The sequence below is a fragment of the Bacillus sp. T3 genome (genome assembly GCF_033449965.1).
Classification (GTDB): domain Bacteria; phylum Bacillota; class Bacilli; order Bacillales; family Cytobacillaceae; genus Bacillus_BU.
The window spans coordinates 3,642,663-3,666,999 of sequence record NZ_CP137761.1 but is presented as its reverse complement, the minus strand read 5'-3'; the positions used below and the strand labels follow the sequence as shown (position 1 = coordinate 3,666,999).

Annotated in this window: 22 protein-coding genes and 5 pseudogenes; 20 read left to right on the top strand and 7 right to left on the bottom strand. The window is 36.4% G+C overall.

The features are described 5' to 3' along the window. Positions 1-2: 2 nt before the first annotated feature. Both RGF10_RS18700 and RGF10_RS18695 read left to right on the top strand, forming a co-directional pair. On the top strand, positions 3-317 hold the full coding sequence (locus RGF10_RS18700; RefSeq protein ID WP_318504940.1) for a YlaH-like family protein: 315 nt from the start codon (positions 3-5) through the stop codon (positions 315-317). Between the two features lie 15 nt (positions 318-332). Then, complete coding sequence (locus RGF10_RS18695) at positions 333-623, top strand: hypothetical protein (protein ID WP_318504939.1); 291 nt, start codon at positions 333-335, stop codon at positions 621-623. Positions 624-672: 49 nt separating this feature from the next. Here the strand turns inward: RGF10_RS18695 and RGF10_RS18690 are convergent, their stop codons facing one another. Continuing rightward, complete coding sequence (locus RGF10_RS18690) at positions 673-873, bottom strand: YlaI family protein (RefSeq protein ID WP_318504938.1); 201 nt, start codon at positions 871-873, stop codon at positions 673-675. 164 nt (positions 874-1,037) lie between these two features. Here RGF10_RS18690 and RGF10_RS18685 point away from each other — a divergent pair. Next, positions 1,038-1,504 (top strand): annotated as a pseudogene (locus RGF10_RS18685) (pyridoxamine 5'-phosphate oxidase family protein). 132 nt (positions 1,505-1,636) lie between these two features. On the opposite strand, the gene RGF10_RS18680 reads toward RGF10_RS18685, so the two are convergent. Next, positions 1,637-2,224, bottom strand: coding sequence for a YhcN/YlaJ family sporulation lipoprotein (locus tag RGF10_RS18680; protein ID WP_318504937.1), 588 nt, complete (start codon positions 2,222-2,224; stop codon positions 1,637-1,639). A 208-nt stretch (positions 2,225-2,432) separates the two neighbouring features. Between RGF10_RS18680 and RGF10_RS18675 the strand changes: the two are divergent. Continuing rightward, a pseudogene (locus RGF10_RS18675) lies at positions 2,433-3,760 on the top strand (PhoH family protein). A 78-nt stretch (positions 3,761-3,838) separates the two neighbouring features. Here RGF10_RS18675 and RGF10_RS18670 read toward each other — a convergent pair. After that, a complete protein-coding gene (locus RGF10_RS18670) occupies positions 3,839-4,339 on the bottom strand; it encodes a peptidyl-prolyl cis-trans isomerase (protein WP_318504936.1) in 501 nt (166 codons plus the stop codon). A 204-nt stretch (positions 4,340-4,543) separates the two neighbouring features. Here RGF10_RS18670 and RGF10_RS18665 point away from each other — a divergent pair. From RGF10_RS18665 to pyc, 3 genes and pseudogenes are all read left to right on the top strand, one after another. Then, positions 4,544-4,827, top strand: a pseudogene (locus tag RGF10_RS18665) (YlaN family protein). Between the two features lie 232 nt (positions 4,828-5,059). Beyond that, a complete protein-coding gene (locus tag RGF10_RS18660) occupies positions 5,060-6,268 on the top strand; it encodes an FtsW/RodA/SpoVE family cell cycle protein (protein ID WP_318504935.1) in 1,209 nt (402 codons plus the stop codon). 58 nt (positions 6,269-6,326) lie between these two features. Beyond that, a pseudogene (gene pyc, locus RGF10_RS18655) lies at positions 6,327-9,765 on the top strand (pyruvate carboxylase). A gap of 112 nt (positions 9,766-9,877) precedes the next feature. Here pyc and RGF10_RS18650 read toward each other — a convergent pair. After that, positions 9,878-10,834 carry a COX15/CtaA family protein gene (locus RGF10_RS18650; RefSeq protein WP_318504934.1) on the bottom strand — a complete coding sequence of 319 codons (957 nt, stop codon included), beginning with the start codon at positions 10,832-10,834 and terminating at the stop codon, positions 9,878-9,880. A gap of 525 nt (positions 10,835-11,359) precedes the next feature. Between RGF10_RS18650 and cyoE the strand changes: the two are divergent. From cyoE to RGF10_RS18615, 7 genes and pseudogenes are all read left to right on the top strand, one after another. Next, positions 11,360-12,287 (top strand): annotated as a pseudogene (gene cyoE / locus RGF10_RS18645) (heme o synthase). 108 nt (positions 12,288-12,395) lie between these two features. After that, positions 12,396-13,463 carry a cytochrome c oxidase subunit II gene (gene coxB / locus RGF10_RS18640; protein ID WP_318504933.1) on the top strand — a complete coding sequence of 356 codons (1,068 nt, stop codon included), beginning with the start codon at positions 12,396-12,398 and terminating at the stop codon, positions 13,461-13,463. A gap of 33 nt (positions 13,464-13,496) precedes the next feature. Continuing rightward, entirely contained in the window at positions 13,497-15,362 is a 1,866-nt protein-coding gene (gene ctaD, locus RGF10_RS18635; protein WP_318504932.1) for a cytochrome c oxidase subunit I, read from the top strand. Next, positions 15,362-15,994, top strand: a complete 633-nt coding sequence (locus RGF10_RS18630) for a cytochrome (ubi)quinol oxidase subunit III (RefSeq protein WP_318504931.1) — start codon at positions 15,362-15,364, stop codon at positions 15,992-15,994. The genes ctaD and RGF10_RS18630 overlap by 1 nt, the downstream gene beginning before the upstream one ends. Positions 15,995-15,998: 4 nt before the next feature. After that, positions 15,999-16,334 (top strand): cytochrome c oxidase subunit IVB, encoded by a 336-nt coding sequence (gene ctaF / locus RGF10_RS18625; RefSeq protein ID WP_318504930.1) that lies wholly within the window; start codon positions 15,999-16,001, stop codon positions 16,332-16,334. A 123-nt stretch (positions 16,335-16,457) separates the two neighbouring features. Continuing rightward, the gene (gene ctaG / locus RGF10_RS18620) at positions 16,458-17,369 is read left to right on the top strand and encodes a cytochrome c oxidase assembly factor CtaG (protein WP_318504929.1); all 912 of its coding nucleotides are present in this window, start codon (positions 16,458-16,460) and stop codon (positions 17,367-17,369) included. Between the two features lie 254 nt (positions 17,370-17,623). Next, positions 17,624-18,088: a DUF420 domain-containing protein gene (locus tag RGF10_RS18615; RefSeq protein WP_318504928.1), complete on the top strand. Its 465-nt coding sequence runs from the start codon at positions 17,624-17,626 to the stop codon at positions 18,086-18,088. Positions 18,089-18,124: 36 nt separating this feature from the next. On the opposite strand, the gene ytvI is transcribed toward RGF10_RS18615, so the two are convergent. Together ytvI and RGF10_RS18605 are read right to left on the bottom strand one after the other, a co-directional pair. Then, positions 18,125-19,183, bottom strand: a complete 1,059-nt coding sequence (gene ytvI / locus RGF10_RS18610; protein ID WP_318504927.1) for a sporulation integral membrane protein YtvI — start codon at positions 19,181-19,183, stop codon at positions 18,125-18,127. Between the two features lie 178 nt (positions 19,184-19,361). Beyond that, positions 19,362-19,718, bottom strand: a complete 357-nt coding sequence (locus RGF10_RS18605; protein ID WP_318504926.1) for a YugN family protein — start codon at positions 19,716-19,718, stop codon at positions 19,362-19,364. 197 nt (positions 19,719-19,915) lie between these two features. On the opposite strand from RGF10_RS18605, the gene RGF10_RS18600 reads away from it, so the two are divergent. The 3 genes from RGF10_RS18600 to RGF10_RS18590 all read left to right on the top strand — a co-directional run bounded on the left by RGF10_RS18600 (position 19,916) and on the right by RGF10_RS18590 (position 22,281). After that, on the top strand, positions 19,916-20,545 hold the full coding sequence (locus RGF10_RS18600; RefSeq protein ID WP_318504925.1) for a CAP domain-containing protein: 630 nt from the start codon (positions 19,916-19,918) through the stop codon (positions 20,543-20,545). Positions 20,546-20,560: 15 nt separating this feature from the next. Continuing rightward, the gene (locus RGF10_RS18595) at positions 20,561-20,995 is read left to right on the top strand and encodes a CBS domain-containing protein (RefSeq protein WP_318504924.1); all 435 of its coding nucleotides are present in this window, start codon (positions 20,561-20,563) and stop codon (positions 20,993-20,995) included. A gap of 257 nt (positions 20,996-21,252) precedes the next feature. After that, a complete protein-coding gene (locus RGF10_RS18590; RefSeq protein ID WP_318504923.1) occupies positions 21,253-22,281 on the top strand; it encodes a CAP domain-containing protein in 1,029 nt (342 codons plus the stop codon). A gap of 140 nt (positions 22,282-22,421) precedes the next feature. On the opposite strand, the gene RGF10_RS18585 is transcribed toward RGF10_RS18590, so the two are convergent. Beyond that, complete coding sequence (locus tag RGF10_RS18585; RefSeq protein WP_318504922.1) at positions 22,422-22,913, bottom strand: PaaI family thioesterase; 492 nt, start codon at positions 22,911-22,913, stop codon at positions 22,422-22,424. A 144-nt stretch (positions 22,914-23,057) separates the two neighbouring features. Here RGF10_RS18585 and RGF10_RS18580 point away from each other — a divergent pair, with 144 nt between their 5' ends. From RGF10_RS18580 to RGF10_RS18570, 3 genes are all read left to right on the top strand, one after another. After that, entirely contained in the window at positions 23,058-23,492 is a 435-nt protein-coding gene (locus RGF10_RS18580) for a YlbD family protein (RefSeq protein WP_318504921.1), read from the top strand. Positions 23,493-23,507: 15 nt separating this feature from the next. Further along, positions 23,508-23,747: a YlbE-like family protein gene (locus tag RGF10_RS18575; RefSeq protein ID WP_318504920.1), complete on the top strand. Its 240-nt coding sequence runs from the start codon at positions 23,508-23,510 to the stop codon at positions 23,745-23,747. 147 nt (positions 23,748-23,894) lie between these two features. Beyond that, the gene (locus tag RGF10_RS18570) at positions 23,895-24,320 is read left to right on the top strand and encodes a hypothetical protein (protein ID WP_318504919.1); all 426 of its coding nucleotides are present in this window, start codon (positions 23,895-23,897) and stop codon (positions 24,318-24,320) included. Positions 24,321-24,337: the final 17 nt, after the last annotated feature.

The window sequence follows — 24,337 nt, the reverse complement described above, 5'->3', positions numbered from 1 at the left end:
AAATGAACGTGCAAGAGCATTTATCATTTTTTGCAGCTCTGTATCAACTTGATAAGAATCCTGAAGTAGGGACACCGTTATTGTATTTAACGATTGTTGCTTTATGTATTCTTGTTTACAAGCTAGGTTTCGCTAAACAACTATCAATTGGAAAGTCAATTTTGATTTACTTATTTTTGGCTTTAGGTTGTACAGTTCTAACATTTTTAGGTATCTTTTTACCAATAACAGAGGGATTAGTTGTTGCAGCGTTAATTTTAATTATCTACAAAGTCCGTCTGCACAATCAAAAAAAACAAGATGCACGTCTTGGCTAATTTGGGGGTACAAGCGTGAAATCTTTACAGGACGCTTTATATAATTGGTTATCAATAAAAGTAGTAAGTGACGTGAGACCACTTGATCAGTCTGCTGTTGAAACCACTGAGCTATTTGAAACCATTCTTATAGAAGAGCATAAGGTATCCAATATGATCGTCACAAAAGATGAGAGATGGTATACCATTCAGTACGAAAAGAATGGAGAGAAGTCATCAGCAAAGTTTCCAATTGACTTCATCGAGGGTATGCTTACCCAAATCTTGCAAGAGCCAGATAAATTTAAAATATTTCCGAGTGAATAAAAAAGAGGTGACTCTAGTGTGATTTTACACGAGTCGCCTCTTTTTCTCTTTACCAATTTTCCTCTTCATTCACGGGTTTGTACAATCGGAAATTACCTGATGCGTGACGCTTGTTTGTATTCTCGGAAATTCGATCCTCGCATGGTTTACACATATAGGTGTGAATTGGTCGGTTTCGAAGACGCTTTGCTAATGGTGAATGATCATCGATGGATTCTATTTTATCGCAAATAAAGCATTTTACTCTCATTGTGGCACCTCTATTCTGAAATCTTATCACTGATTGCGTATATTCTATTTACTTTATTATATTATACCATGAAGCAATGGTCGATAATGGTAACTGTTAATACGTTAAAGTTGATGAAAAAAGGTGATAGTAGTAATATGAGGTTAACTTAAGGAGGGAATGGAATGGTTAATCAAGTAGAAGCGAAATTAATTCAACCGTTATATGATCAATTACAAAGTGAACGGTTTGTAACATTGGCCACAATCGATTTTGAGACTGGGGTCCAAATGTAAGTGCAGTGTCTTGGATACTAGCTAGTGATGAAGACACGATCTTGTTTGCAGTCGATAATCGTTCTAGAATCATCCAAAACATCCAACAAAATAATCAGGTTGTCGTTAATTTAATAGCGAATGAATCAACCTATTCAATTAGTGGTCAAGCAAGTGTAATACAAGAAAAATTAGAAGAAGTGCCATTAAAATTGGCGCTCGTTCAAATTAACATTGCAGAAGTACGTGATGTAATGTTTTACGGTTCAAAAATCGTTGTTGAACCTCAATATGATAAGACCTATGATAAGGTTGCAGCAGCGAGATTGGACAAGCAAGTAATGGATGCGATGAGAAAAGCAGCTAGTAATGGATAAAAAAAAACGAAGCTGAGCTCTGTTTAACGGAGACAGCCTCGTTTTTTTTTATAATCCACATAACAAAAGGGGGATAGCGGTCTTAAATATAAATTGTTTCAATACTAGTATTTATGGATGTCGCAATAATTTCTAATCCTTATGATTAAGTGACTGATCATTCTGTTCTTTTTCTAGTTGTTTGGAATCCTGGTTTTCTAACCCTTTTTTGGGATTTTCCGTTCCGTTTCGTGCTTTTGGTTCTAGCATGTCTCCAGGCACCTCGGGCATTAATCGACCAGAAATATCAGATAGCTCATTCATTATCCCAGAAATGGGATTCCCTGCTCGGATATCATCAGCAATTTCCTTAAGACGTGCCGTTAAATCAGGGTCAGCGATGACAACAGCACGAGCACCGTGCGGATCATTTTTTAAACTTTCTGCAACTGAATATTTGATCGAACCAACTTGAGACCGGTCAATATTTTTGTCGACATCGATTCCAACAATTGCGTAATTACCGATTACGACTGCTGTAGCATCTCGTACATTCGGTACACCAGTGGCAAGATCAACTAAGTGTTTTGAGACTTGCTGCCCAGTTTCCCTGTCAACCTCTTGGATTGTACTATTTTTTACCTTGACCAAATTATTTTTTTCGTTATCTGCGGCATTGTTCTGAGTGTTACAACCAACTAGCACCATTATTAATGTAAAAGCTGTAAAAAGGTATTTCAATTTACAGTTCACCTCTCAATCATTTCAAGTAGCATTCACGAGTTTCATGAGCACCCTTTAAAAAATAATGCCTAGTACCCTTTACGATTATTGTGTAAAATTTCTTCTATCTTTATGCGGCGTATCATATATTTTATCAAAGTCCCATCTGACAAGCGGTTCGTTCAATGGTGAACGATTAGATCAAGAAAGAGCGGGAGGCGTCCGATTGAGTAAAATATACGTGTTAGATACAAATGTCTTATTACAGGATCCATACTCCATATTCTCGTTTGAGGATAATGAAGTTGTTATACCTGCAGTAGTACTTGAAGAAGTGGACTCGAAAAAAGATATATGGATGAAATCGGAAGGAACGCAAGGCAAGTATCACGTTTAATCGACAGCTTTAGAGAATCTGGTAAGCTGCACGAAAAAATTCCGCTTGAAAACGGGGGGAATTTAAGAATTGAATTAAATCATCGTTCATTCCATCAATTACAAGAAATATTTGTTGAAAAAACGAATGATAATCGAATTCTAGCCGTTGCGAAAAACTTGTACTTAGAGGAGCAGACGAAGGAAAATGGACGTCCTGTTATTCTCGTAAGTAAAGATGCGTTAGTGCGAGTCAAGGCGGACGCAATTGGTCTGTTAGCTGAGGATTTTTTAAGTGATCGGGTGGTGGATACTGATCATATTTATACAGGGTATATCGAAAAATACATCGATGTTGCGATTATCGGAAAATTTTATGAAAAGAATGAACTGCAACTATCAGAAATTTCAAATCATCCCTATTACCCCCATCAATTTTTAATATTAAAAGATGCCTTAGGGGGTTCTGCATCAGCAGTTGGTGTGGTGGATTCAACGGGAAAGAAGCTTAAAAAACTTGTTTTTGATCATGATCACATTTGGGGAATTCGTCCAAGGAATGTTCAGCAGACGATGGCGATTGAGCTGCTGTTACGGAAAGATATCCCTCTAGTTACCCTGATTGGGAAAGCAGGGACAGGCAAAACCTTATTGGCGCTTGCCTCCGGTTTGATGCAAACGGAAGATATGGGAGATTATAAAAAACTTTTAGTTGCAAGACCAATCGTTCCAGTTGGTAAGGATTTAGGGTTTTTACCAGGTGAGAAACAAGAAAAGCTACGACCATGGATGCAGCCGATCTATGATAATTTAGAGTATTTATTTAATGCGAAGAAACCTGGAGAACTAGATGCCATATTAGCAGGAATGGGTTCTATTGAGGTTGAGGCACTGACATATATACGTGGAAGAAGCATACCCGATCAATATATTATTATTGATGAGGCTCAAAATTTAACCAAGCATGAAGTAAAAACCATTTTAACAAGGGTTGGAGAAGGAAGTAAAATCGTATTAATGGGGGACCCAGAGCAAATCGATCACCCATATTTAGATGCTTACAATAATGGATTAACCTATGTGGTAGAGAAATTTAAAGATCAAAAAATTGCAGGGCATGTGAAGCTTGTAAAAGGGGAACGCTCAAGCTTAGCACAGTTGGCTGCTGACCTATTGTAGCAATGTGAGTAGGTAGATCTAGTAATAAGGGGTCAGACCCGACCGGGCAAGACCCCTCAGCGCCTAGTAAACAAGGTACTAAATGATTTTAAAAGCAATAACGTGCTTGAAGGGCTGCTCTTGGTTTGAACCATCACCATAATAAACGTGTACAGGCCCATCTTCTTTAAGTGGTTTCCCTTCCTTTGAAAAACCAAGTAGAAGTTCGTATGCTTCTTTTATTGGAAGCTCCACCTCTTTATCTGTCATTTCTATGATTAAAGCTGTAGCGTTTTCATCAACAACTGCATTTGTTAAAAAAGGCTTGAATGAAATAGCAAAGGTGCCGGTAAGCATTTCTTGCTTTTTAAATTTTGCTTCAGTAGAAACAGTGGGAGGCAGGATAGCCCCTTCAACAATTTCGCGATCCCATTGTTTAGAAATCGCCTTCTTATATTGTGTTAATTCATCTTCACGATCCTCTGGACTTGTTTGGAAGTATGTATTTAAATCAACTTTTCGATCATCAAATATCCAAACACTAGGGTCTAAAGTTATCGGGAATTTAACCTTCCCTTTAATTTGTACGATTTGTTCCATCTGATAAGATCCTCCTAGTTAAACAATTATTCTAAGTATAGCGAGAATTTTGGTGAATGTCATTTTATGACACTTCGTATGTCGCACAAACAAGAATGGGAATGAAAGATACTATTTTGACTTTAATAAGAGTTGCAATTTGTCAATTTTGAGGGTAAAATTTAAAGCAGTATAGGTAATCGCTCGGAAACGGGGGGATCGATGTTGGCGTCGGAAATGGTGATTGATCATCGAGAAAGAGCAAACGCCTTATTAAAGGCGGACGCTGATAAAATATTAAAGCTTATTAAGGTGCAAATGGACAACCTTACAATGCCTCAGTGTCCACTTTATGAAGAGGTATTAGATACACAAATGTTTGGTTTGTCACGTGAGATAGACTTTGCAGTTCCAGGTTGGGCTTGGTCGATGATAAAGATGGAAAAAATATTCTTGAGAAATTAGAAAGAGAGCTCTCGGCATTGCACGAAGCATCTCAAAAAAAATAGTTTCCAAAACCCGAACAAGGGCCACTTGTTTGGGTTTTTTTATAAAAATGAACCATTATAATTTTAGAATATTAAAAACAAAATAAAAATTTTGATGATAAAAATAATAAATAGTATAGGAACTATGCAATTCTTATGCTAAAATAATTCTATCTTTTCTTTCATCATATGCAGGATATTGAGTAGATTAATAGAATAACTAAAACAACCTAGAAGATGAGGAAGAGGTTGAATGTTAAAAAAAATAATTAAATCCTATGATTATTCATTAATCATTGTATTAGTTTTATTGTCGTTGTTTGGTTTGGTTATGATTTATAGTGCTAGCATGGTCTCCGCTGTTCAACGCTATGACGTGCCTAGCGACTTTTTCTACCAAAAACAAAAGCTTCACTTAATAGGAGCATTATTTGTTTTTATTTTTATGTCAATCTTCCCGTACAAAATTATGAAAAGCAATCAATTTCTTGGTATCGTTGTTATTGGTTCTCTATTTGGGCTCTCATTATTGTTTATTTTTGGCCACGTGGCTGGGAATGCACAAAGTTGGTTTCAAGTAGGGAGCAGAAGCATCCAGCCATCAGAATTTGTAAAGATTGGCGTTATTATTTATTTATCTGCAGTCTATGCAAAAAAGCAATCCTATATTAATGAATTCAATCACGGTGTTGTTCCACCAGTGGTTTATCTTGTAATTGTTTGTTTATTGGTTGCGATTCAGCCCGATTTTGGGACAGCCGCCATTATCTTTTCTATCGCGGCGATGATTATTATTTCATCAGGGATGAATATTAAGAATATCGCAAAGCTTATTATGATTGGTGCTGTGCCAGTCATACCAATCCTCCTATTCCTAAGGGGAGAAATCTTCTCGGAAACGAGATTGAGCCGTTTTGAAGCTTGGGCTGACCCTTTTGCCGTCGAGCAAGGTTCAGGATATCAGCTTGTGAACTCATTCTTAGCGCTCGGCTCTGGTGGGGTTAATGGACTTGGCTTAGGGCAAAGTGTTCAAAAGCTTGGCTATTTACCTGAATCTCATACGGATTTTATCATGGCCGTAATTGCCGAGGAATTAGGAATTTGGGGTGTAGGCTTTGTTATCCTATCGTTGGGGTTTATTGTATTAAAGGGGATTTATATTGCACTCAAGTGTAAGGACCCGTTTGGGACTTTGCTTGCAGTTGGGATATCAAGTATGATTGGTATCCAGTCTTTTACCAACCTCGCTGGAATATCTGGATTAATTCCTTTAACTGGTGTTCCGCTACCCTTTGTTAGCTACGGTGGTTCCTCAATTTTACAGCTTTCATTTGCGATGGGGATTTTAGTCAATGTATCAATGTTCGTTAATTACGAACAAAAATATAAACATAAGGAAAGTGAAAATCAAGCAGTTCCTTCTAAAAAGAGACTTGCTGAAACCATTAATTTTCCTTCATAAGCGCGAGGGTCAGCCCCCTTGCGCTTTTGTAAAATTCAGACAAGATGGAGTGATTTATATGAAGCGTATCAGCAAGGTATTGGTTGCCAATCGTGGCGAGATTGCAATCAGGGTTTTTCGGGCATGTAATGAGCTAAATATTCGGACTGTTGCGATTTATTCTAAAGAAGATTCCGGCACTTACCATCGTTATAAAGCCGACGAAGCTTACCTAGTTGGTGAAGGTAAGAAGCCAATTGATGCATATCTGGATATTGAAGGAATTATCGAGATTGCAAAGCATAGTCATGTAGATGCAATCCATCCTGGTTATGGTTTCCTATCAGAAAATATTGAATTTGCTCGTCGTTGTCAGGAAGAGGGAATTATTTTTATCGGTCCTGAATTGCAACATTTAGATATGTTTGGTGATAAAGTCAAAGCTCGTACACAGGCTGAGCTTGCTAATATACCAATCATTCCAGGAAGTGATGGTCCTGTACAAGATGTATCTGAAGTAGCTGCATTTGGAGAAAAGTATGGGTATCCAATTATTATTAAAGCTGCGTTAGGTGGCGGTGGCCGCGGAATGCGGATTGTTAATCATAAGGATGAAGTTCAAGAGGCCTTTTCACGTGCAAAATCAGAAGCAAAAGCTGCATTTGGTAATGATGAGGTATATGTTGAAAAATTAATTATCAATCCTAAGCATATTGAAGTTCAAATTCTCGGAGATCATCATGGAAATATTGTTCACCTCTATGAACGTGATTGTTCTGTCCAAAGACGTCACCAAAAAGTGGTTGAAGTGGCTCCATGTGTGTCAATTTCTAATGATTTGCGTGAAAGAATTTGCGATGCTGCTGTTCAGCTTATGAAAAAAGTTGATTATGTAAATGCAGGTACGGTTGAGTTTCTTGTATTCCGGAGAAGAGTTTTACTTTATCGAAGTAAATCCTCGCGTTCAGGTTGAACATACTATAACAGAAATGGTTACCGGTATTGATATTGTTCAATCACAAATTTTAATTGCAGAAGGACATGAACTTTACGGTGAAGAAGTGGGTATTCCACACCAAAAGGATATCTATGTGCACGGGTTTGCGATTCAATCACGTGTAACAACCGAAGATCCATTAAATAATTTCATGCCAGATACAGGAAAGATTATGGCATATCGTTCTGGCGGTGGATTTGGTGTCCGTTTAGATGCAGGAAATGCTTTTACGGGGGCTGTGATCACACCTTATTATGATTCACTTCTTGTGAAGTTAACTACACATGCTATGACTTTTGAGCATGCAGCAGCTAAAATGGTACGTAATCTGCGGGAGTTCCGAATTCGTGGTATTAAAACGAATATTCCGTTCCTAGAGAATGTTGTAAGACATCCAAATTTTATTATCGGTGAGTATGATACATCGTTTATAGATAGCACACCAGAGTTGTTCCAATTTACAGAAAGCAAGGACCGCGGTACGAAGATGTTATCGTACGTTGCGAATGTAACAGTTAATGGCTTCCCTGGAATTGAAAAGAAAAAACAACCTGTTTTTGAAAAGCCAAGAATTCCGAAATTAAACTATAACTTTGAATACGCAAACGGAACAAAACAAATTCTAGATCAGCAAGGTCCAGAAGGTGTAGTCAATTGGATAAAACAGCAAAATCAAGTGTTATTAACTGATACAACCTTCCGCGATGCGCATCAGTCGTTACTAGCTACACGTGTAAGATCAACTGATATTAAACATATTGCTGAACCGACAGCCAAATTATTACCTGATATGTTCTCGTTTGAAATGTGGGGCGGTGCAACGTTCGATGTTGCCTATCGTTTCTTGAATGAAGATCCATGGGTAAGACTTCAAGAGCTAAGAAAACAAATTCCGAATGTCTTATTCCAAATGCTTCTTCGTGCATCAAATGCTGTGGGCTATAAAAACTATCCTGATAATGTCATCCGTGAATTTGTTGCTAAATCTGCAGAAACAGGCATTGATGTGTTTAGAATTTTTGATAGCTTAAACTGGGTCAAAGGTATGGAGGTTGCGATCGATGCAGTTCGCCAAAATGGAAAAATTGCTGAAGCGGCAATTTGTTATACTGGGGACATTGACGATCCGACCCGCACAAAATATAATCTCCAATACTACAAAGATTTAGCGAAGGAGTTAGAACAGCAGGGTGCACATATCCTTGGAATTAAAGATATGGCTGGTTTGTTAAAGCCACAAGCAGCATATCGATTAATCTCTGAGCTTAAAGAGTCGATTAATATTCCAATTCACCTTCATACTCATGATACAAGTGGGAATGGGATCTTCACCTATGCTCGCGCAATTGATGCTGGTGTTGATATTGTTGATGTTGCACTTAGTACAATGGCTGGATTAACATCACAACCTAGTGCAAACTCACTTTATTACGCACTAGAAGGCACAGAACGCAGACCAGATGTGAACATTGAAGCATTGGAACAGCTTTCTCATTATTGGGAGGATGTTCGTAAATATTACCATGACTTCGAATCCGGCATGATGGCTCCGCATACGGAAGTTTATCAGCATGAAATGCCAGGAGGACAATATAGTAATCTTCAGCAGCAAGCGAAGGCAGTTGGTTTAGGAAATAAATGGGACGATGTTAAAAGCATGTATGCCCGCGTAAATGAATTATTTGGAGATGTTGTAAAAGTAACCCCATCTTCAAAAATTGTCGGTGATATGGCGTTATTTATGGTTCAAAATGAACTCAATGAAGAAGATGTGTTAACAAAAGGGAGCGTCCTTGACTTCCCGGATTCAGTTGTTGAGTTTTTTGAGGGCTATTTAGGTCAGCCTTATGGAGGTTTCCCAGAGGAGCTGCAACGTGTTATTTTAAAGGATAAAAAACCAATTACCGTGCGTCCAGGTGAGCTCCTTGAGCCAGTTGATTTTGATGAACTTAAGAAAAAGCTTGCAGCAGAAATTGGACGAACTCCAACTGAATTCGATGTCCTTGCCTATGCCCTTTATCCAAAGGTGTTCGTAGACTATACGAAAAAGGTTGATATGTTTGGCGATATTTCTGTACTCGATACACCAACGTTTTTCTATGGTCTTCGCTTAGGAGAGGAAATTGAAGTAGAGATTGAAAAAGGGAAAACGCTCATTGTCAAACTCATTTCCGTTGGTCAACCACAAGTGGATGGAACAAGAATTGTATACTTTGAATTGAATGGTCAACCACGTGAAATTGTTGTTAAGGATGAAAGTATAAAGGCAACCGTTACTGCGAAAATTAAAGCAGATCCGGGGAATGAGGACCATATTGCGGCTACTATGCCTGGTACAGTCATAAAGCTCCTGGTTGAAAAGGGTGAGAAGGTAACTCGAGGCGATCATCTAATCATTACTGAAGCAATGAAAATGGAAACAACCGTTCAGGCACCATACACAGGTATCGTCAAAGATATCTATGTGAAAAATGGAGAAGCCATACAAACCGGTGATTTATTAATCGAGTTAATTAAATAATAAAAAATTATAAAAGGTCTGATCACAAGCAAGATTTGCTGTGGTCGGACCTTTTCTTTTAAACATAAATAAACGCCCAGCGACTGCATTGTCGTTGGGCGCAAACGAATCATTAAACGATGGTAGTTGTTTTTTGCTGATTATCGTGTTTTTGATACTTAATTGCATTTTTTTTGCTTCGAGATGCTAACAGTAGGAAATAGCATAAAACACCAAATAAACAAGAGATAAAGAATGCATGAGCAAGAGCAATATAGAGATTTAATTTCGATACAACAATTAATGCACCTGCTACTACTTGTAAGCACACGATAATAAAGGCAATAATCCAACCCCAATAAATGACTTTTTGATGCTTATAATTTCGAATCGCCATTATCGTAATACAGCCAATCCAAATAAAAATAAGTCCAGCCAAAAAGCGATGCCCCATCTGTACCCATTCGTTGAAATTCGTAGGTAGTATCGATGATGCATTATTATTACAAAGAGGCCAATCAGAACATACTAGACTCGCTTTCATATGTCGTACCAGAGCGCCGGTATAAACGACAATATAACTGTATATCGTGACACCGATAATATGTTTTTTCATTCGTTTATCAATAATCAATTTCTCTGCCTCAAACCGTTTATCAATTTCGAAAATAAGTAAGGTTAATAATAGCACGGCTGCAAAAGAAATTAGTGAAATTCCAAAATGCAAAGCCAAAACAAAGCTATTCTGTCCCCAAAGAACTGCTGCAGCACCGATTAATCCTTGGAGAAGGAGAAAGAAAAATGATAGGAATGAAAGGAATTTAGTTTCTCGTATATGACCTATTGTTCGCCATGTCCAAACTGAAAGAATAAGCACTAAAATGCCAACAGTTCCTGAAACTAACCGATGTGCAAGTTCAATGACTAATTCGGGTGTAATTTCTGTTGGAACAAATTCACCGTTGCATAAAGGCCAAGATCTTCCACACCCCATACCTGATCTTGTTTTTGTAACAAGTGCTCCTCCTAATAGTACTAATAACATTCCAAGTGTTGTTAAAACGGCCAACCACTTTAATGACCTTCGCAAAAATATCACATCCCAGAAAAAATTAAAAAAATTGTCACAAACTCATATTGACATGTATAATGAAAAAGACAAAATTCGTGAAATTATACAAAAAAATTAAATGAATGCATAATAGATAGTACACAATTAAGTTAATTTTTACAACTATTAGAATTTTTATTTGATTAGATTTATCATAACTTATCGTCTTTAAGATTTATATTATAATATTATTAAAAACACAATTGTTGGAATAAGTAGAGATGGAAATAATTCACTTTCAAGACCCTATATATTTTCTAAGTTTGTTAACTTTTACTAAAAAAAATATAAAATGTTCAAAAAAACTTCACAAAAATTGTCCAAAGTGTGATTTAATATACAGTGAGAAATGAAATGGTTTTGATATAGGTGAATAATTAATAATCTTTATAAGTTATAAATAGTGTTTATCTAGATCGGACTTTTTAAGAGAATAAACACAAGTGTACAGAACACTACAGATAGAAATGGCATAGCCGTAAAATGGGAAAAGGAGGAAGGAATATGTCGAATCCTAAAGGGTTTGGTCAAGTAACAATCGATTCAAGCCATACTGAAATTCCACAGACATCGGTGCTTAAAGATTTCTTTGCTTTAATAAAAATTGGAATCGTAAATTCTAATTTAATTACTACATTTACAGGGATTTGGCTTGCGCTCCATTTTTCAAATCAACATTTTCTCGATCACTTAGACATTATTCTATTTACATTACTAGGTTCATCTCTAATTATTGCTGGTTCCTGTAGTATCAATAATTACTATGATCGGGATATTGACCATTTGATGCAAAGAACTAAAAACAGACCAACAGTAACTGGGAAAGTTAATCCACATTTGGTCATCGTGTTAGGATTAGCCTTAATTATTGTGGGCTTGTTGTTTTTATTATTAACTACAGTTTCTGCCGCAGTAATTGGTTTAGTAGGTGTCGTTAGCTATGTTGGTTTATATACAATGTGGTCTAAACGATTGTATGTTTCAAATACAATTGTCGGTAGTATTTCGGGAGCCGTTCCACCTCTAATCGGTTGGGCAGCTGTTGATGCAAATCTAGATATCGTAGCATGGCTACTGTTTTTCATTATGTTCGCATGGCAGCCACCGCATTTCTACGCTTTGGCAATGAGGAGAGCAGAAGAATATCGTGCTGCTGGTATACCAATGCTACCAGGTGGTTAAAGGATTTAAAACTACTAAAAAACATATCATTCTATGGATTGTGGCCTTACTTCCACTCCCATTCTTCTTACAATCACTAGGACTGCCGTTTCTTGTCTTAGCAACATTACTTAATGTAGGTTGGTTAGTATTAGGATTAGTAGGAAATAGAGCGAATGATGATATTAAATGGGCAAAATTAATGTTTATATACTCTTTACAATATTTAACCATTTTATTTGTTGCAATGGTTATCGTAACTCTTATTTGATGTTATTAGGAAATTCTTTCTTTATTAAGGGGAAATAAAGAAAGAATTTAATCATATTTTTTCCTAGAAATTTTTATTTATTTTACGAAAGAGGGGTTTGGTAAAGCAATGAAAAGACTTGCGAAATGGCATCTAATTTCATTATTTTCCGTATTAGTGCTCGTGCTTTCCGGCTGTGGAGAACCATTCTTATCTGCTTTAAAGCCGGCAGGTGAAGTTGCGAATACGCAATATGACCTAATGAAGCTAAGTACTGGAATCATGGTAGGGGTTATTGTTGTAGTTACATTAATCTTCATTATTGTTATGGTAAGATTCCGTCGAAAAGATGACAGTATTCCTAAACAAGTAGAAGGTAGTCACACATTAGAAATTCTATGGACCGTTATCCCTATTGTCCTGTTGCTAATATTAGCAGTACCGACTGTTGCAGCAACATTTAAATTTGCGAATGTATCGCAAATGGACAAAAAGAACGATGGATCAGAAGGTAAGCTTGTTGTAAATGTACGAGCAAGCTTATATTGGTGGGAGTTTGAATATCCTGATTTAGGTGTTGTAACTTCACAGGAATTAGTCGTACCAACTGATGAAAAGGTATATTTCAACCTAAAAGCATCCGATGTTAAGCACTCATTCTGGATTCCGCCAGCTGGTGGAAAAATGGATACAAACGTTGATAATGTTAACAAATTTTGGTTAGAGTTTGATGCAAAAAAAGCTGATGAGGCTGGTAATTTATTTTATGGAAAATGCGCTGAACTATGCGGTCCATCCCATGGTTTAATGGACTTTAAAGTGAAAGCCGTTTCACGTGCTGAATTTGATCAATGGATTAAGGATATGAAAGCAGTTAAACAACCTGAAAAGGCTGATTCTGCACTAGCACAAGAAGGTCAAGACATCTTTAATAAGAGCTGTGTTGGCTGTCACGCCGTTACACCATCTAATCAAACACCTGAAGCAGCACGATTAGCTCCGAACTTAACAAATTTCGGTGAAAGATCACGTATTGCTGGTGTATTAGAACATGATAAAGAAAATCTTAAAAATTGGTTAAAAGATCCAGAAAGCTATAAGCCTGCGAATAAAATGACTGGCACATATGGTAACTTAACAGACCAGCAAAGAGAGGCTCTTGCTGCATACTTATTGGGCTTAAAGGTTCAGGATTAATCGGGGATAATTGTTAAAAAGGGAGGTAAAACAGTGAGTACCTACGCTCAAAAAAAGGGGTTTGGAGCAACAGTATGGGAGTATTTAACAACTGTTGACCATAAAAAAATAGCGATCTTATACTTAATCGCTGGGGGACTGTTTTTTGTTATCGGTGGTCTGGAAGCTATGTTTATTCGTATTCAGCTTGCAGTACCGAATAATGATTTTGTTAGTGCAGGGTTATTTAATCAATTGCTAACCATGCACGGAACCACAATGATTTTCTTGGCTGCTATGCCATTAGTTTTTTCCTTTATGAACGCTGTTATGCCATTACAAATTGGGGCACGTGATGTAGCGTTTCCATTTTTGAATGCATTAGGTTTTTGGTTATTTCTTTTCGGGGGACTTTTCTTAAACCTTTCATGGTTCTTAGGTGGTGCTCCTGATGCTGGGTGGACTTCGTATGCGTCTCTCTCATTAGCATCAGCAGGACATGGTATTGATTTTTATGCATTAGGTCTACAAATTGCAGGTGCTGGTACGATTATCGGGGGGATAAACTTCCTTGTTACGATCATTACTATGAGAGCACCTGGTATGACTTATATGCGCATGCCGCTATTCACTTGGACAACATTTGTAACATCCGCATTAATCTTATTTGCAATGCCACCACTTACAATTGGTTTATTCTTAATGATCTTTGACCGATTATTCGGTGCAAACTTCTTTGATGTAGCAAATGGTGGTAACACGATTATTTGGGAACATTTCTTCTGGATATTCGGACATCCTGAAGTTTACATTTTAGTATTACCTGCATTTGGAATTTTCTCTGAAATTATTCCAATCTTCTCAAGAAAAAGATTATTCGGTTATTCATCGATGGTCTTTGCAACGGTATTAATCGGTTTCTTAGGATTCATGGTTTGGGCTCACCACATGTTCACTACTGGTATGGGTCCAGTTGCTAATGCAATCTTTGCTGTAGCAACAATGGCTATTGCTGTTCCAACTGGTATTAAAATCTTTAACTGGTTGTTTACGATGTGGGGAGGAAGCATTCGTTTTACTGCAGCAATGCATTATGCAGTTGCCTTCATTCCATCATTCGTAGCTGGTGGTGTAACAGGTGTAATGCTTTCATCTGCTGCACAGGATTATCAGTTCCATGATACTTATTTCGTAGTCGCTCACTTCCACTACGTTATCGTTGGTGGGGTTGTATTTGCACTCCTAGGTGGAGCACATCTTTACTGGCCAAAAATGTTCGGTACAATTTTGAATGAAACTTTAGGTAAAATTACCTTCTGGCTGTTCTTAATTGGTTTCCATTTAACATTCTTTATCCAACATTTCTTAGGATTAATGGGTATGCCACGTCGTATCTTCACTTTCCTTCCTGGTCAAGGTTTGGAAACTGGAAACTTTGTTAGTACAATTGGGGCATTATTCATGGCTGTTGCTGTTACTTTATTATTAGTGAATGTTGTCATGACAACAGTAAAAAATAAAAGAGTTGGCAACGATCCATGGGGAGACGGTCGTACGCTTGAGTGGGCTATTCCTTCTCCACCACCATATTACAATTTCAAGCAACTTCCTCTAGTACGTGGATTGGATGCTTATTGGATTGAAAAAATGAACGGTAAAACAGAAATGACACCTGCTGAACCACTTGGTGACATTCATATGCCAAATAACTCGTTCATTCCATTCATGATTGCATTTGGATTGTTTGTAGTTGGATTTGGTGCAATGTACCGTACAGATTATAGCTGGGGTCTACCAGTTCTAATTACTGGATTTGTGATTACTTTAGGTTCTATGTTCATCCGTTCAATTAAAGATGACCATGGCTATCATATTCATAAAGAAGAATTAGAAAACGAAGATAAGGGGGTCAAGGCATAATGGCTGCTCATGAAACGAAAATGACATTGGAAAATTGGCCTGCTTCCCCTGAAAAAGCTACCCTTGAAGGCAAGAATAAATTCTTAGGATTTTGGTTCTTCCTTGGTGGAGAAACTGTATTGTTTGCATCGCTATTTGCGACTTATCTTGCATTAAAAGATAAGGTACCAAGTGCAGATCATGCTTTAGCAAAGGATCTATTTGAAATACCTCTTACATTTGCGGCAACGATGCTTCTGTTATTGAGCTCATTAACTAGTGTGTACGCAATGTACCATATGAAAAACTTTGATTTCAAAAAAATGCAAGCATGGCTTGGGGTTACAGTTCTATTAGGTGCAGGTTTCTTAGGACTGGAAGTATATGAATTCAACCATTATGTTCATGAATTTCATCATACATTTACGAGTAGTGCTTTTGGATCCGCATTCTATACTTTAGTAGGATTCCATGGCGGTCACGTTGCATTTGGTCTATTGTGGATTACGACATTAATTATTCGTAACTCCAAAAGAGGACTTAATCTTTACAATGCTCCAAAATACTATTTAGCGAGTCTTTATTGGCATTTCATTGACGTCGTTTGGATCTTTATCTTTACAGTAGTATATTTAATGGGAATGGTGGGATAAACTGATGGCAAATCAACAAACAAGTTCAGCGAACCCTAGAGTCGACATTGAATATCGTCGCAAAAAAAATGCAGAAGAAATGAGATACCAAGTCGTATCATTTTCATTAATGATTTTCTTAACTCTTTTATCATTTGGAGCTGTTATGTATGATGGGTTCTCAAAATGGTTCACTGTACCATTTATCATCTTATTGGCTGTTGTTCAATTGATATTTCAATTATATTACTTCATGCACATGAGTCATAAAGGCCATGAAGCACCATCGTTATTCCTATACTCTGGTGCCCTAGTAGGTGCCGTAACAGTTTTAGCCTTTACTACTATTATTTGGTGGTAAAACCAATAGAAGGAAATCGGGTTTTTACCGATTTCCTTTTTGAAATGATGAATAAAATTTGATTGGTGAAAAAATTGATTCGCATTTCCCGCAAGCTGGAGATCGAATAAGAGGTGAAAGTAGATGGGTGTTCTAGAAGTATTTGGTTTTCGTGCCTTATGGAGTCCATTTTTTCTAGCAGCATTAATAGCAATTTTAGTCGGATACTTTTTAATAACAATAAAGTTTCGTGAAAAATTTTTAACGAGTGAGCCTCTAACAAGAAAAGAAGCCACCTTGTTTACAACCGGTATCGCTCTTTTGTATTTAATCAAGGGATCACCGCTTGATTTAATGGGGCATTTAATGTTTTATGCTCACATGATTCAAATGGCAATGCTTTATTTAGTTATTGCACCAATATTGATTGTCGGTATACCTAAATGGATATGGAGAAATGTACTCAATCAAAAATTAGTGAAACCGGTGTTTCAATTTTTTACAAGACCGTTAATTGCATTGGTGTTGTTTAATGGAATGTTTTCATTCTACCATGTTCCGCTTATATTTGATGTTATTAAGACCGATATGTGGCTGCATGCATCCTATACCTCACTTTTATTTGTGATTTCCATCTTTATGTGGTGGCCTTTAGTCAATGATTTAGAAGAGTATCAAACATTAAGTGGAATTAAAAAAATCGGTTATATTTTTGCAGACGGAATTTTAATCACCCCTGCTTGTGCATTAATTATTTTTGCAGATAGTCCTATGTATGCAACTTTTTCTGATCCAACTGCATGGATGCAAGCATTAGAGCTATGTGTACCACAAACAACGCTAGCATCACTTAATTTGAGCGGGCCTGAGATGTTCAATTCTTTATCGTTAATTGATGATCAGCAGCTCGGCGGTGTTCTCATGAAAATCATTCAAGAGATTGTATATGGAGTTGTATTAGCTCAAGTATTCTTTAAATGGTATCGCAAGGACGCAGCAGAAGGAAAGAAGCAAGAAGAGAACCCTTCATTGTATCCCAACTTAGCTGAATATTAAACTAGAAAAGCGTAAAGCGCCAGATTATCGGCTTGTGACCTCGAGCCGATGGCGCCTGGAGCAAGACATCTATCTAAATTTTATGCATTCTTTACTTTGGAAAAAAGGCGCTCTACAGAACGCCTTTTCTTTTTGTTGGTTATAAAAATATTAAAGGAAGAAAAATGCAGAAAATAATGGATATTCGTTGAAATATAGCGAATATTACCATAAAATTGTTTGAAGATAGTTAATTCAGTAAAGAGGTGTTAGTTATGAATTCAGTCCCAATATTACCAACAATTAGTACTACGTTTATTGTACTTAGTGCAATTACTGTGGCAATCGGATGGGTCCAGATTAAACAGCGAAAGATTGAAACGCATAAAAAAACAATGAATCTAGCTGCCATTTTTGCCATCATATTCTTTTTGATTTATGCAAGCAGAACAGTGTTTATCGGAAACACTGCATTTGGTGGTCCAGATGATATTAAAATCTATTACACTATATTTTTAATTTTCCATATTACGTTAGCCACAGTGGGTGCTGTTTTCGGAATTATTTCGCTTATAAGTGGATATAAAAATAATCTTAGATTACATAAAAAACTTGGACCAGTGACAAGTATTATTTGGTTTTTTACAGGGATAACTGGAGTTGCAGTTTATTTATTACTTTACGTCTTTTATCACGGTGGGGATACAACTTCTGTCATAAAAGCAATATTAGGATTTTAATCATAAGAAAAGAGCGGGATTTTTCCCGCTCTTTTCTTAAATTTTGAAATTGATTTGGATAATCCCGGCTTCTTTTGCTGAGTAAAAAATAATCAATAAAAGTGGACCAATGATAATGCCGATAATACCAAATAAATTAAAACCTAGATACATTACAACTAGTGTTGCAAAAGGAGACAGTCCGAATTTTGTTCCTAGCAGTTTAGGTTTTATGAACCTTTTAACAGCAAGTAGCACCACTGCTAATAGAAGTAGGATGAAGGCAATGAATATTTCTCCAGTAAGTAACTTGATTAAAGCCCAGGGTAAAATAACAATTAATGATCCGAATATAGGAATAAATTCGGTAATCCAAAACATTAATGCCATAAAGATAGCAATTTCCGGGGCAATAAAAAGTAGAACTAATATGGAGATAATAAAAGTTATTATACTAATAAAAAATTCAGCTTTAATAAAACTAAAAATAATAAACGTTAGTCTCGAAGTCATTAGGTTAACTTTTTTTGCGGTTGCTTCGGTTAAATGATTATAGAGATTTTGAGCTAATTTTGGTAAATCAATTAAAAATAAAAATAAAGAAACTAAATAAATAATAAAGCTTACTAAGTAATTTGGAATATTGGTCAGAACCGCTTTTACATTAGAAATGTTTACATAAGAGAGGATGCTTTCTCTCGTATGATACAAAAATTGTTGTACCTGCGTGATAAATTGGTTTACAACTACTCTAGGTAAATCCTTAGCTGCATTGACTAATGCATCCTTAACTTTAAACCAAACGATCGATATTTCATTAAAATAGATTGGTGATTTTTCTATTAGTTGGATCACCTCGGAGATAACTTTTGTTGTTATAAAATAACCAAAAAGTGCAATGAAACAGATAAATATAATAAACACGATAATAACGGAAAGCTGTCGTTTTGTTTTTAATGTTTGCTGAACTAATTTAACAAAGGGTTCTAGCATTACAGCTGTCATAAAGGCCAATATTAATGGAAGGGACACGGGTAAGACGATGTAGGCGATTCCTGCACCTATCAGAATGCCTAATCCAATCAATATTTTCCGTTTCGTAATATATTTAATCAATATACTCCCCCTTTCACAAGACGTGGTTAGATTGAAAAATGAATAATCTGATTAAAGTATAATATGGAAAGCACAAATTACCAACTTAAATGAAAAGTTTAAATAGTTCGGTAATTACGGCGATGAAATAAAAAAAGGCTCCTGCATGGTTTTTAATGCAAGTGCCTTTCCTTGTTTATTATTGAGTAATTGCTGTAATTTGATTTTTAATGTCTGCTAAAATCTTTTCACATTGTGATACTAGTGAACTTGGGAATTCTTCGCCAGCACCATATTCAACGCCATGTGGGAAATAATATTTTCCTAATAATGGAGTAATTAATTTGATTTCAGCTTTGTGAGCGCCTACATCACCTTCAGCGAATCCTTGTACGCGAAGATAAAAAACTCCTTCTCTTAATTCGAACTTTCTGTCGTATGTAACACGATCATAATCCCAAGTGGCTTCACGAATTAATCCGTAACCTGCCATTAGCTCATCTAAACGGCTTAACTCCACCTTTGCATTTTCAAGACCAGTATTTTCAAATTTCATTTCTGTCCCTCCCCGAACTATACAAGAGCAATTGTTAGGCTTGGTTCCTTTCAACCCCTACAACTTTTCTCAATTCTTATAATAGTAAAAAAATGATGAACTTGCAATTCGAAATAAGTGTATTTTACTTTATTTTCTGATTTTATTTCTCTTTGTTGGAAAAACTATATCGTAAAGATCGCTTAGGAGGAAGGAACATGAAATTTGTAAAGATAACAATGTCCTCTTTTATTTTGGTCGTACTCTCCTTATTTTTTACTGAGAGCCTTAATGCAATCTCTAAATATAAGATTAAACAGGGGGATACGTTATGGAAAATATCAATGAAACACCACATTCCGTTAAATGAATTACTTTTGATTAATCACCAATTAGAAAATCCAGAACTCATATACCCAGGACAGTTTATTTTTATTCCTGATCAGAAAAATAAGCACTCTTTATCAATGGAACAAGAAAAACTGTTGACATACATAAACGATGAACGCAGAAAAAAAGGTTTGCGGCCATTTATTTTCGATCCAATTCTTTCTGAAATTGCTGAAAAAAAATCACTGGACATGTTAGAGCATCAATATGTTGCGCATACATCTCCGACTTATGGGAATCCTACACATATGTTAGAAACGTTTAGAATTCCTTATAAACAGGCATTTGAGAATATTGGGGCCGGTCCAAATTCTAGTAAAGATATGTTTCAAACCTGGATGAATTCACAAGTAAATCGAAGGCATATTCTTGAAAAAAATGCGATCCGTGTTGGGGTGGGGTATGCCAAAGGTGGATTACATGGGAATTACTGGACTTTAATCATAATTGAAAACTAATAGGGGTGAATAAAAATGGGAAAAATCAGTGAAATCATGACAAAAAACGTAGAAACCTGTTCATTATTAGATAATGTTTTTGAGGTGTCAGTAAAAATGAAGGAATGGAATGTAGGGGCCATTCCCATTGTTGATAATGAAAAACTAGTTGGTATGATTACCGATCGTGATATCGTCATTCGTGGTGTGGCTGAGAAGCATCCAGGCTCATCAAAAGTTGAAGACATAATGAGTAAAGAGATGGTTACAATCTCACCAGAATCTAATACGCAAGAGGCAGCGAAAATAATGGCTAAACATCAAATTCGCCGACTTCCTGTTGTTGAAAATGATAGGTTAGTCGGAATTGTATCTCTAGGAGATTTTGCTACCCACGAATTAACAGATGATCAGGCAAAAGTAGCGTTAACTGAAATCTCAGAGCCAGGGCAAAGTGAAATCCATCATTAAATAAGGGCTGTTTATATCCAGCAGCGAATATACAAAGGAAGGCTCGCATCATTTGTGAGCCTTCCTTTGTTATTTTGATATAATATATTTATCGTTATATTAACAGTTACTTTATTATTTTCTTTTCCTATAAGTATGTTAATATTGATGCTATAATTATTCTAAATATTCTTCATATGATATAAAGGATTGTCTCGAAGGAGGGGCTAAACCTGGCAGCTTTAATTAGAATATTAATTTTAGTAGTGATTGTTTTATTGTTTGGTTATTATTTCACAGAGATAGATGATAACCAATCTGATGTACTATATATGGAAGAAACCGCTTCTAAAGATTCAAACGGTGAAAGTGGACAAGTTGCTCCTGAAGAAGGAATTGCTGATTTATCCCGACCAGAGATCGGCCTTTCCACTTTAATTGGGAAACAAGTGGATTCACTTAAAAGTACCTTTGGAGAACCGAATCGAATTGATCCATCTGCATATGGATATGAATGGTGGATTTACAATAACGATGGAAAGAAATACATGCAGGTTGGAGTTGATCAAGGAAAAATTGTAACGCTGTATGCGATTGGAGATAAAGTTGACATTACCCCATTCAAGATTGGAGAAACAATTGAAAAACTCTTTTCTTCCGTCTTAATAGGAACCGATATTAATTTTGTATATGAAGGTACAAACTATCACTTTGAAATGTCGGAAGAGGATATGAATTCAAGGCCATTAGTAAAAATGGGAGATATTTATGCGCAACTTAATATAGATAAATATACGGGAAAACTATCAAGTGTGCGTTTTATTGATATAAGAACACTTATTATTCAGAGACCATATGAGCTTGCCTATCGTGGTGAATTGCCAGAAAGTGAACCGATTTTAGATGAAGCATGGGAAAGTATTGAAGAAGGAAGTAAATTGCAAATTTTTGATATTACCAATATAATGCGCAAACGCTATGGTATCAGTGAGCTTGATTGGGATGAGGAAGTCGCAAGAGTTGCATATTTACATAGCAAGGATATGTTTGAGACAAACACGATTTCGCACACATCCGAACAATTTGGTGATTTGTCCGACCGACTTAAAACAGCAAATGTTTTATACCAGCTGGCGGGAGAAAATATTGCGGCGAATTATATAGATGCACCAGCTGTGATGGAAGGGTGGCTAAATAGCAAACCACATCGCGAAAGTTTATTGAATGACAAATTTACCCATATTGGAATTGGTGTATATCACAAACATTTCACCCAAAATTTCATTGAACAAAAGAGCAAAATGTAGGTTTAAACTGTTATTATAAATAAATCATTTAAGTAAAAAGGTGGCAAAAGCCACCTTTTTACTTTGTCTTATAAGTGAGAATGACACAAGCTTAGGAATTCTTATACTGACAAATAACCGTAAAGGGTAACAAAATCATATTAAAGTGCTTTTTTATCAACAATAAAAAAGCTGCCGCTTGCAGTCGCTATCTTTTTTCCATCTGACCGGTACACAGTTGAGGCTAAAACCATTGTTTTTGTTCCTTTATGTTCACAATGGGCCACACAGCGTAAAGAGTCTCCAAGTCCTGGTGCAATATAATGAATGTTAAGCTGGGTTGTGACCGAGGTTTGTCCCTCAGGTAAAAGTGAGATTGCAAGGGATCCCATTGCTGAATCAATTAACGTTGCAGTGACTCCCCCATGAACGATTCCTAATGAGTTTTGAATCATCGGATTAATTGGAATTGTAATTTCGTAGCTATTGCCATCTGTTTTCCGTTCCATTTGAAGTAGAGATCCAATAAAACCAACATCTTTACCTTGATCCTGCTTATTCTGAATTGCATATAAAAGTTCCTTCAGAATGGCTACATCTTCTTCCGTTGCACCCTGAAGACATTGATCTAGCATGTCATGTAATTCCTTCATGTTTCAACCTCGTTCTGTAAATATTTTCATTTTATTGTAACATTTTCTTAGGATTTATTGTATAAACCTTGTAGTAAATTTCACCATTTATTCGATTTGAACATATCGTACTATAGGCAATGCACTAAATTTGGGGTGAAAAGTATGGAAAATAGTGAGCTTCATCCTTCAGTCGAAAGCTTCAAACAGTTTGTTAAAAGGAATCCAAAAATCATTGAAGCAGTTCGTAACGAACATGTTACTTGGCAAGATTTATATGAGGATTGGTATTTACTTGGTGAGGAGGATCCGCGTTGGGCAGATTTTATTGCTGAAGAAAAGGAATCCAATAAATCCCCCAAAAATGATGATGTTGACGAATCAGCACCAACTGACGAGCAGAAAACAGATTGGATTGGTCAAATTGTAGGAGCGGTGAAAAGAATGGATGCTCAAACATTAGAAGTCCACATTCAACAATTAAGCCAAGCGTTAGCCGCCATTCAAGGAGTGCTTTCACAATTTCAAGGGACCAATCAAACCAAACCAGTCCCAAAAAACAGTCCACCACCACATCCATTTCAATTTCGAAAGGATTAGCGAAGGAGCTTTTTGATGAGGAAGGATTTAATTGAGTATTTACATGGTAATAAGCAACTACAGCAGTTTGTGCGAGAGCAGCCTACTTGGTACCGCAAACTGGCAAGAAACCCGCAGGATCTGCAGATGCTTGAAATCTCTTCACTTCACTTTTACGAAAAAACAATCCCGCACCAGGTCCAAAAATTTTCAAATGGAGTTCAGATGGCCTCTATGATGATGAGCATGTTTCAGGCAATGAATTCACAAAACTAGAGACTGATTCAAAACTTCCTTGAATCAGTCTCTTATTTTATTAGAATGTTGATCTTCGTGCCATTCTAAATTGTGTTTTATAACTATTGTTTTTTGATTAAAAAAGAGGTTCAAGTAAACAATAAAATCATAAAGGAGTGATCATACTTGAAACTTATCAATAAACAAGCATTCGTCTTTATGATTTTATTGTTATCTGGATGCCAGCGAGATATTCCTAAACCTGAATCAAAAATGATGATGGCGCACAAAGAAGTACAGGAGGCGGGGAAGGAGTTACCTGCTATAGCGTCTTTGCCAGAATCTTCTTTCTTAGTTCATCATCAAGTAAATGGAAAAAATCTATTAGTTGAATGCAGACTAACTGACATATCATTTCGCTCGGACAATAAAAATAAACAATCCGGCAAAATTGTCGTTTATATTGATGGAAAGAAAACAGAGGTCGTCCATTCTCCTGTCTTTATTATTAAAGGGCTCCCAAAGGGAAGTCATTTAATTACATTAGAGGTAGTAAATAAGGACAATCAGCCATATCCTTTAAAAAAGGAGCTTAAGGTAATCATCCCATAACAGCTAGATGATTCGCT

Coding starts and splice junctions, on each gene's coding strand:
- RGF10_RS18580 (WP_318504921.1), top strand. CDS start 23,058: ATGGAAAATAGTGAGCTTCATCCTTCAGTCGAAAGCTTCAAACAGTTT.
- ctaF (WP_318504930.1), top strand. CDS start 15,999: ATGGCAAATCAACAAACAAGTTCAGCGAACCCTAGAGTCGACATTGAA.
- RGF10_RS18585 (WP_318504922.1), bottom strand. CDS start 22,913: ATGAAGGAATTACATGACATGCTAGATCAATGTCTTCAGGGTGCAACG.
- coxB (WP_318504933.1), top strand. CDS start 12,396: ATGAAAAGACTTGCGAAATGGCATCTAATTTCATTATTTTCCGTATTA.
- RGF10_RS18600 (WP_318504925.1), top strand. CDS start 19,916: ATGAAATTTGTAAAGATAACAATGTCCTCTTTTATTTTGGTCGTACTC.
- ctaG (WP_318504929.1), top strand. CDS start 16,458: ATGGGTGTTCTAGAAGTATTTGGTTTTCGTGCCTTATGGAGTCCATTT.
- RGF10_RS18630 (WP_318504931.1), top strand. CDS start 15,362: ATGGCTGCTCATGAAACGAAAATGACATTGGAAAATTGGCCTGCTTCC.
- RGF10_RS18575 (WP_318504920.1), top strand. CDS start 23,508: ATGAGGAAGGATTTAATTGAGTATTTACATGGTAATAAGCAACTACAG.
- RGF10_RS18690 (WP_318504938.1), bottom strand. CDS start 873: ATGAGAGTAAAATGCTTTATTTGCGATAAAATAGAATCCATCGATGAT.
- RGF10_RS18605 (WP_318504926.1), bottom strand. CDS start 19,718: ATGAAATTTGAAAATACTGGTCTTGAAAATGCAAAGGTGGAGTTAAGC.
- RGF10_RS18595 (WP_318504924.1), top strand. CDS start 20,561: ATGGGAAAAATCAGTGAAATCATGACAAAAAACGTAGAAACCTGTTCA.
- RGF10_RS18670 (WP_318504936.1), bottom strand. CDS start 4,339: ATGGAACAAATCGTACAAATTAAAGGGAAGGTTAAATTCCCGATAACT.
- RGF10_RS18615 (WP_318504928.1), top strand. CDS start 17,624: ATGAATTCAGTCCCAATATTACCAACAATTAGTACTACGTTTATTGTA.
- RGF10_RS18700 (WP_318504940.1), top strand. CDS start 3: ATGAACGTGCAAGAGCATTTATCATTTTTTGCAGCTCTGTATCAACTT.
- RGF10_RS18660 (WP_318504935.1), top strand. CDS start 5,060: ATGTTAAAAAAAATAATTAAATCCTATGATTATTCATTAATCATTGTA.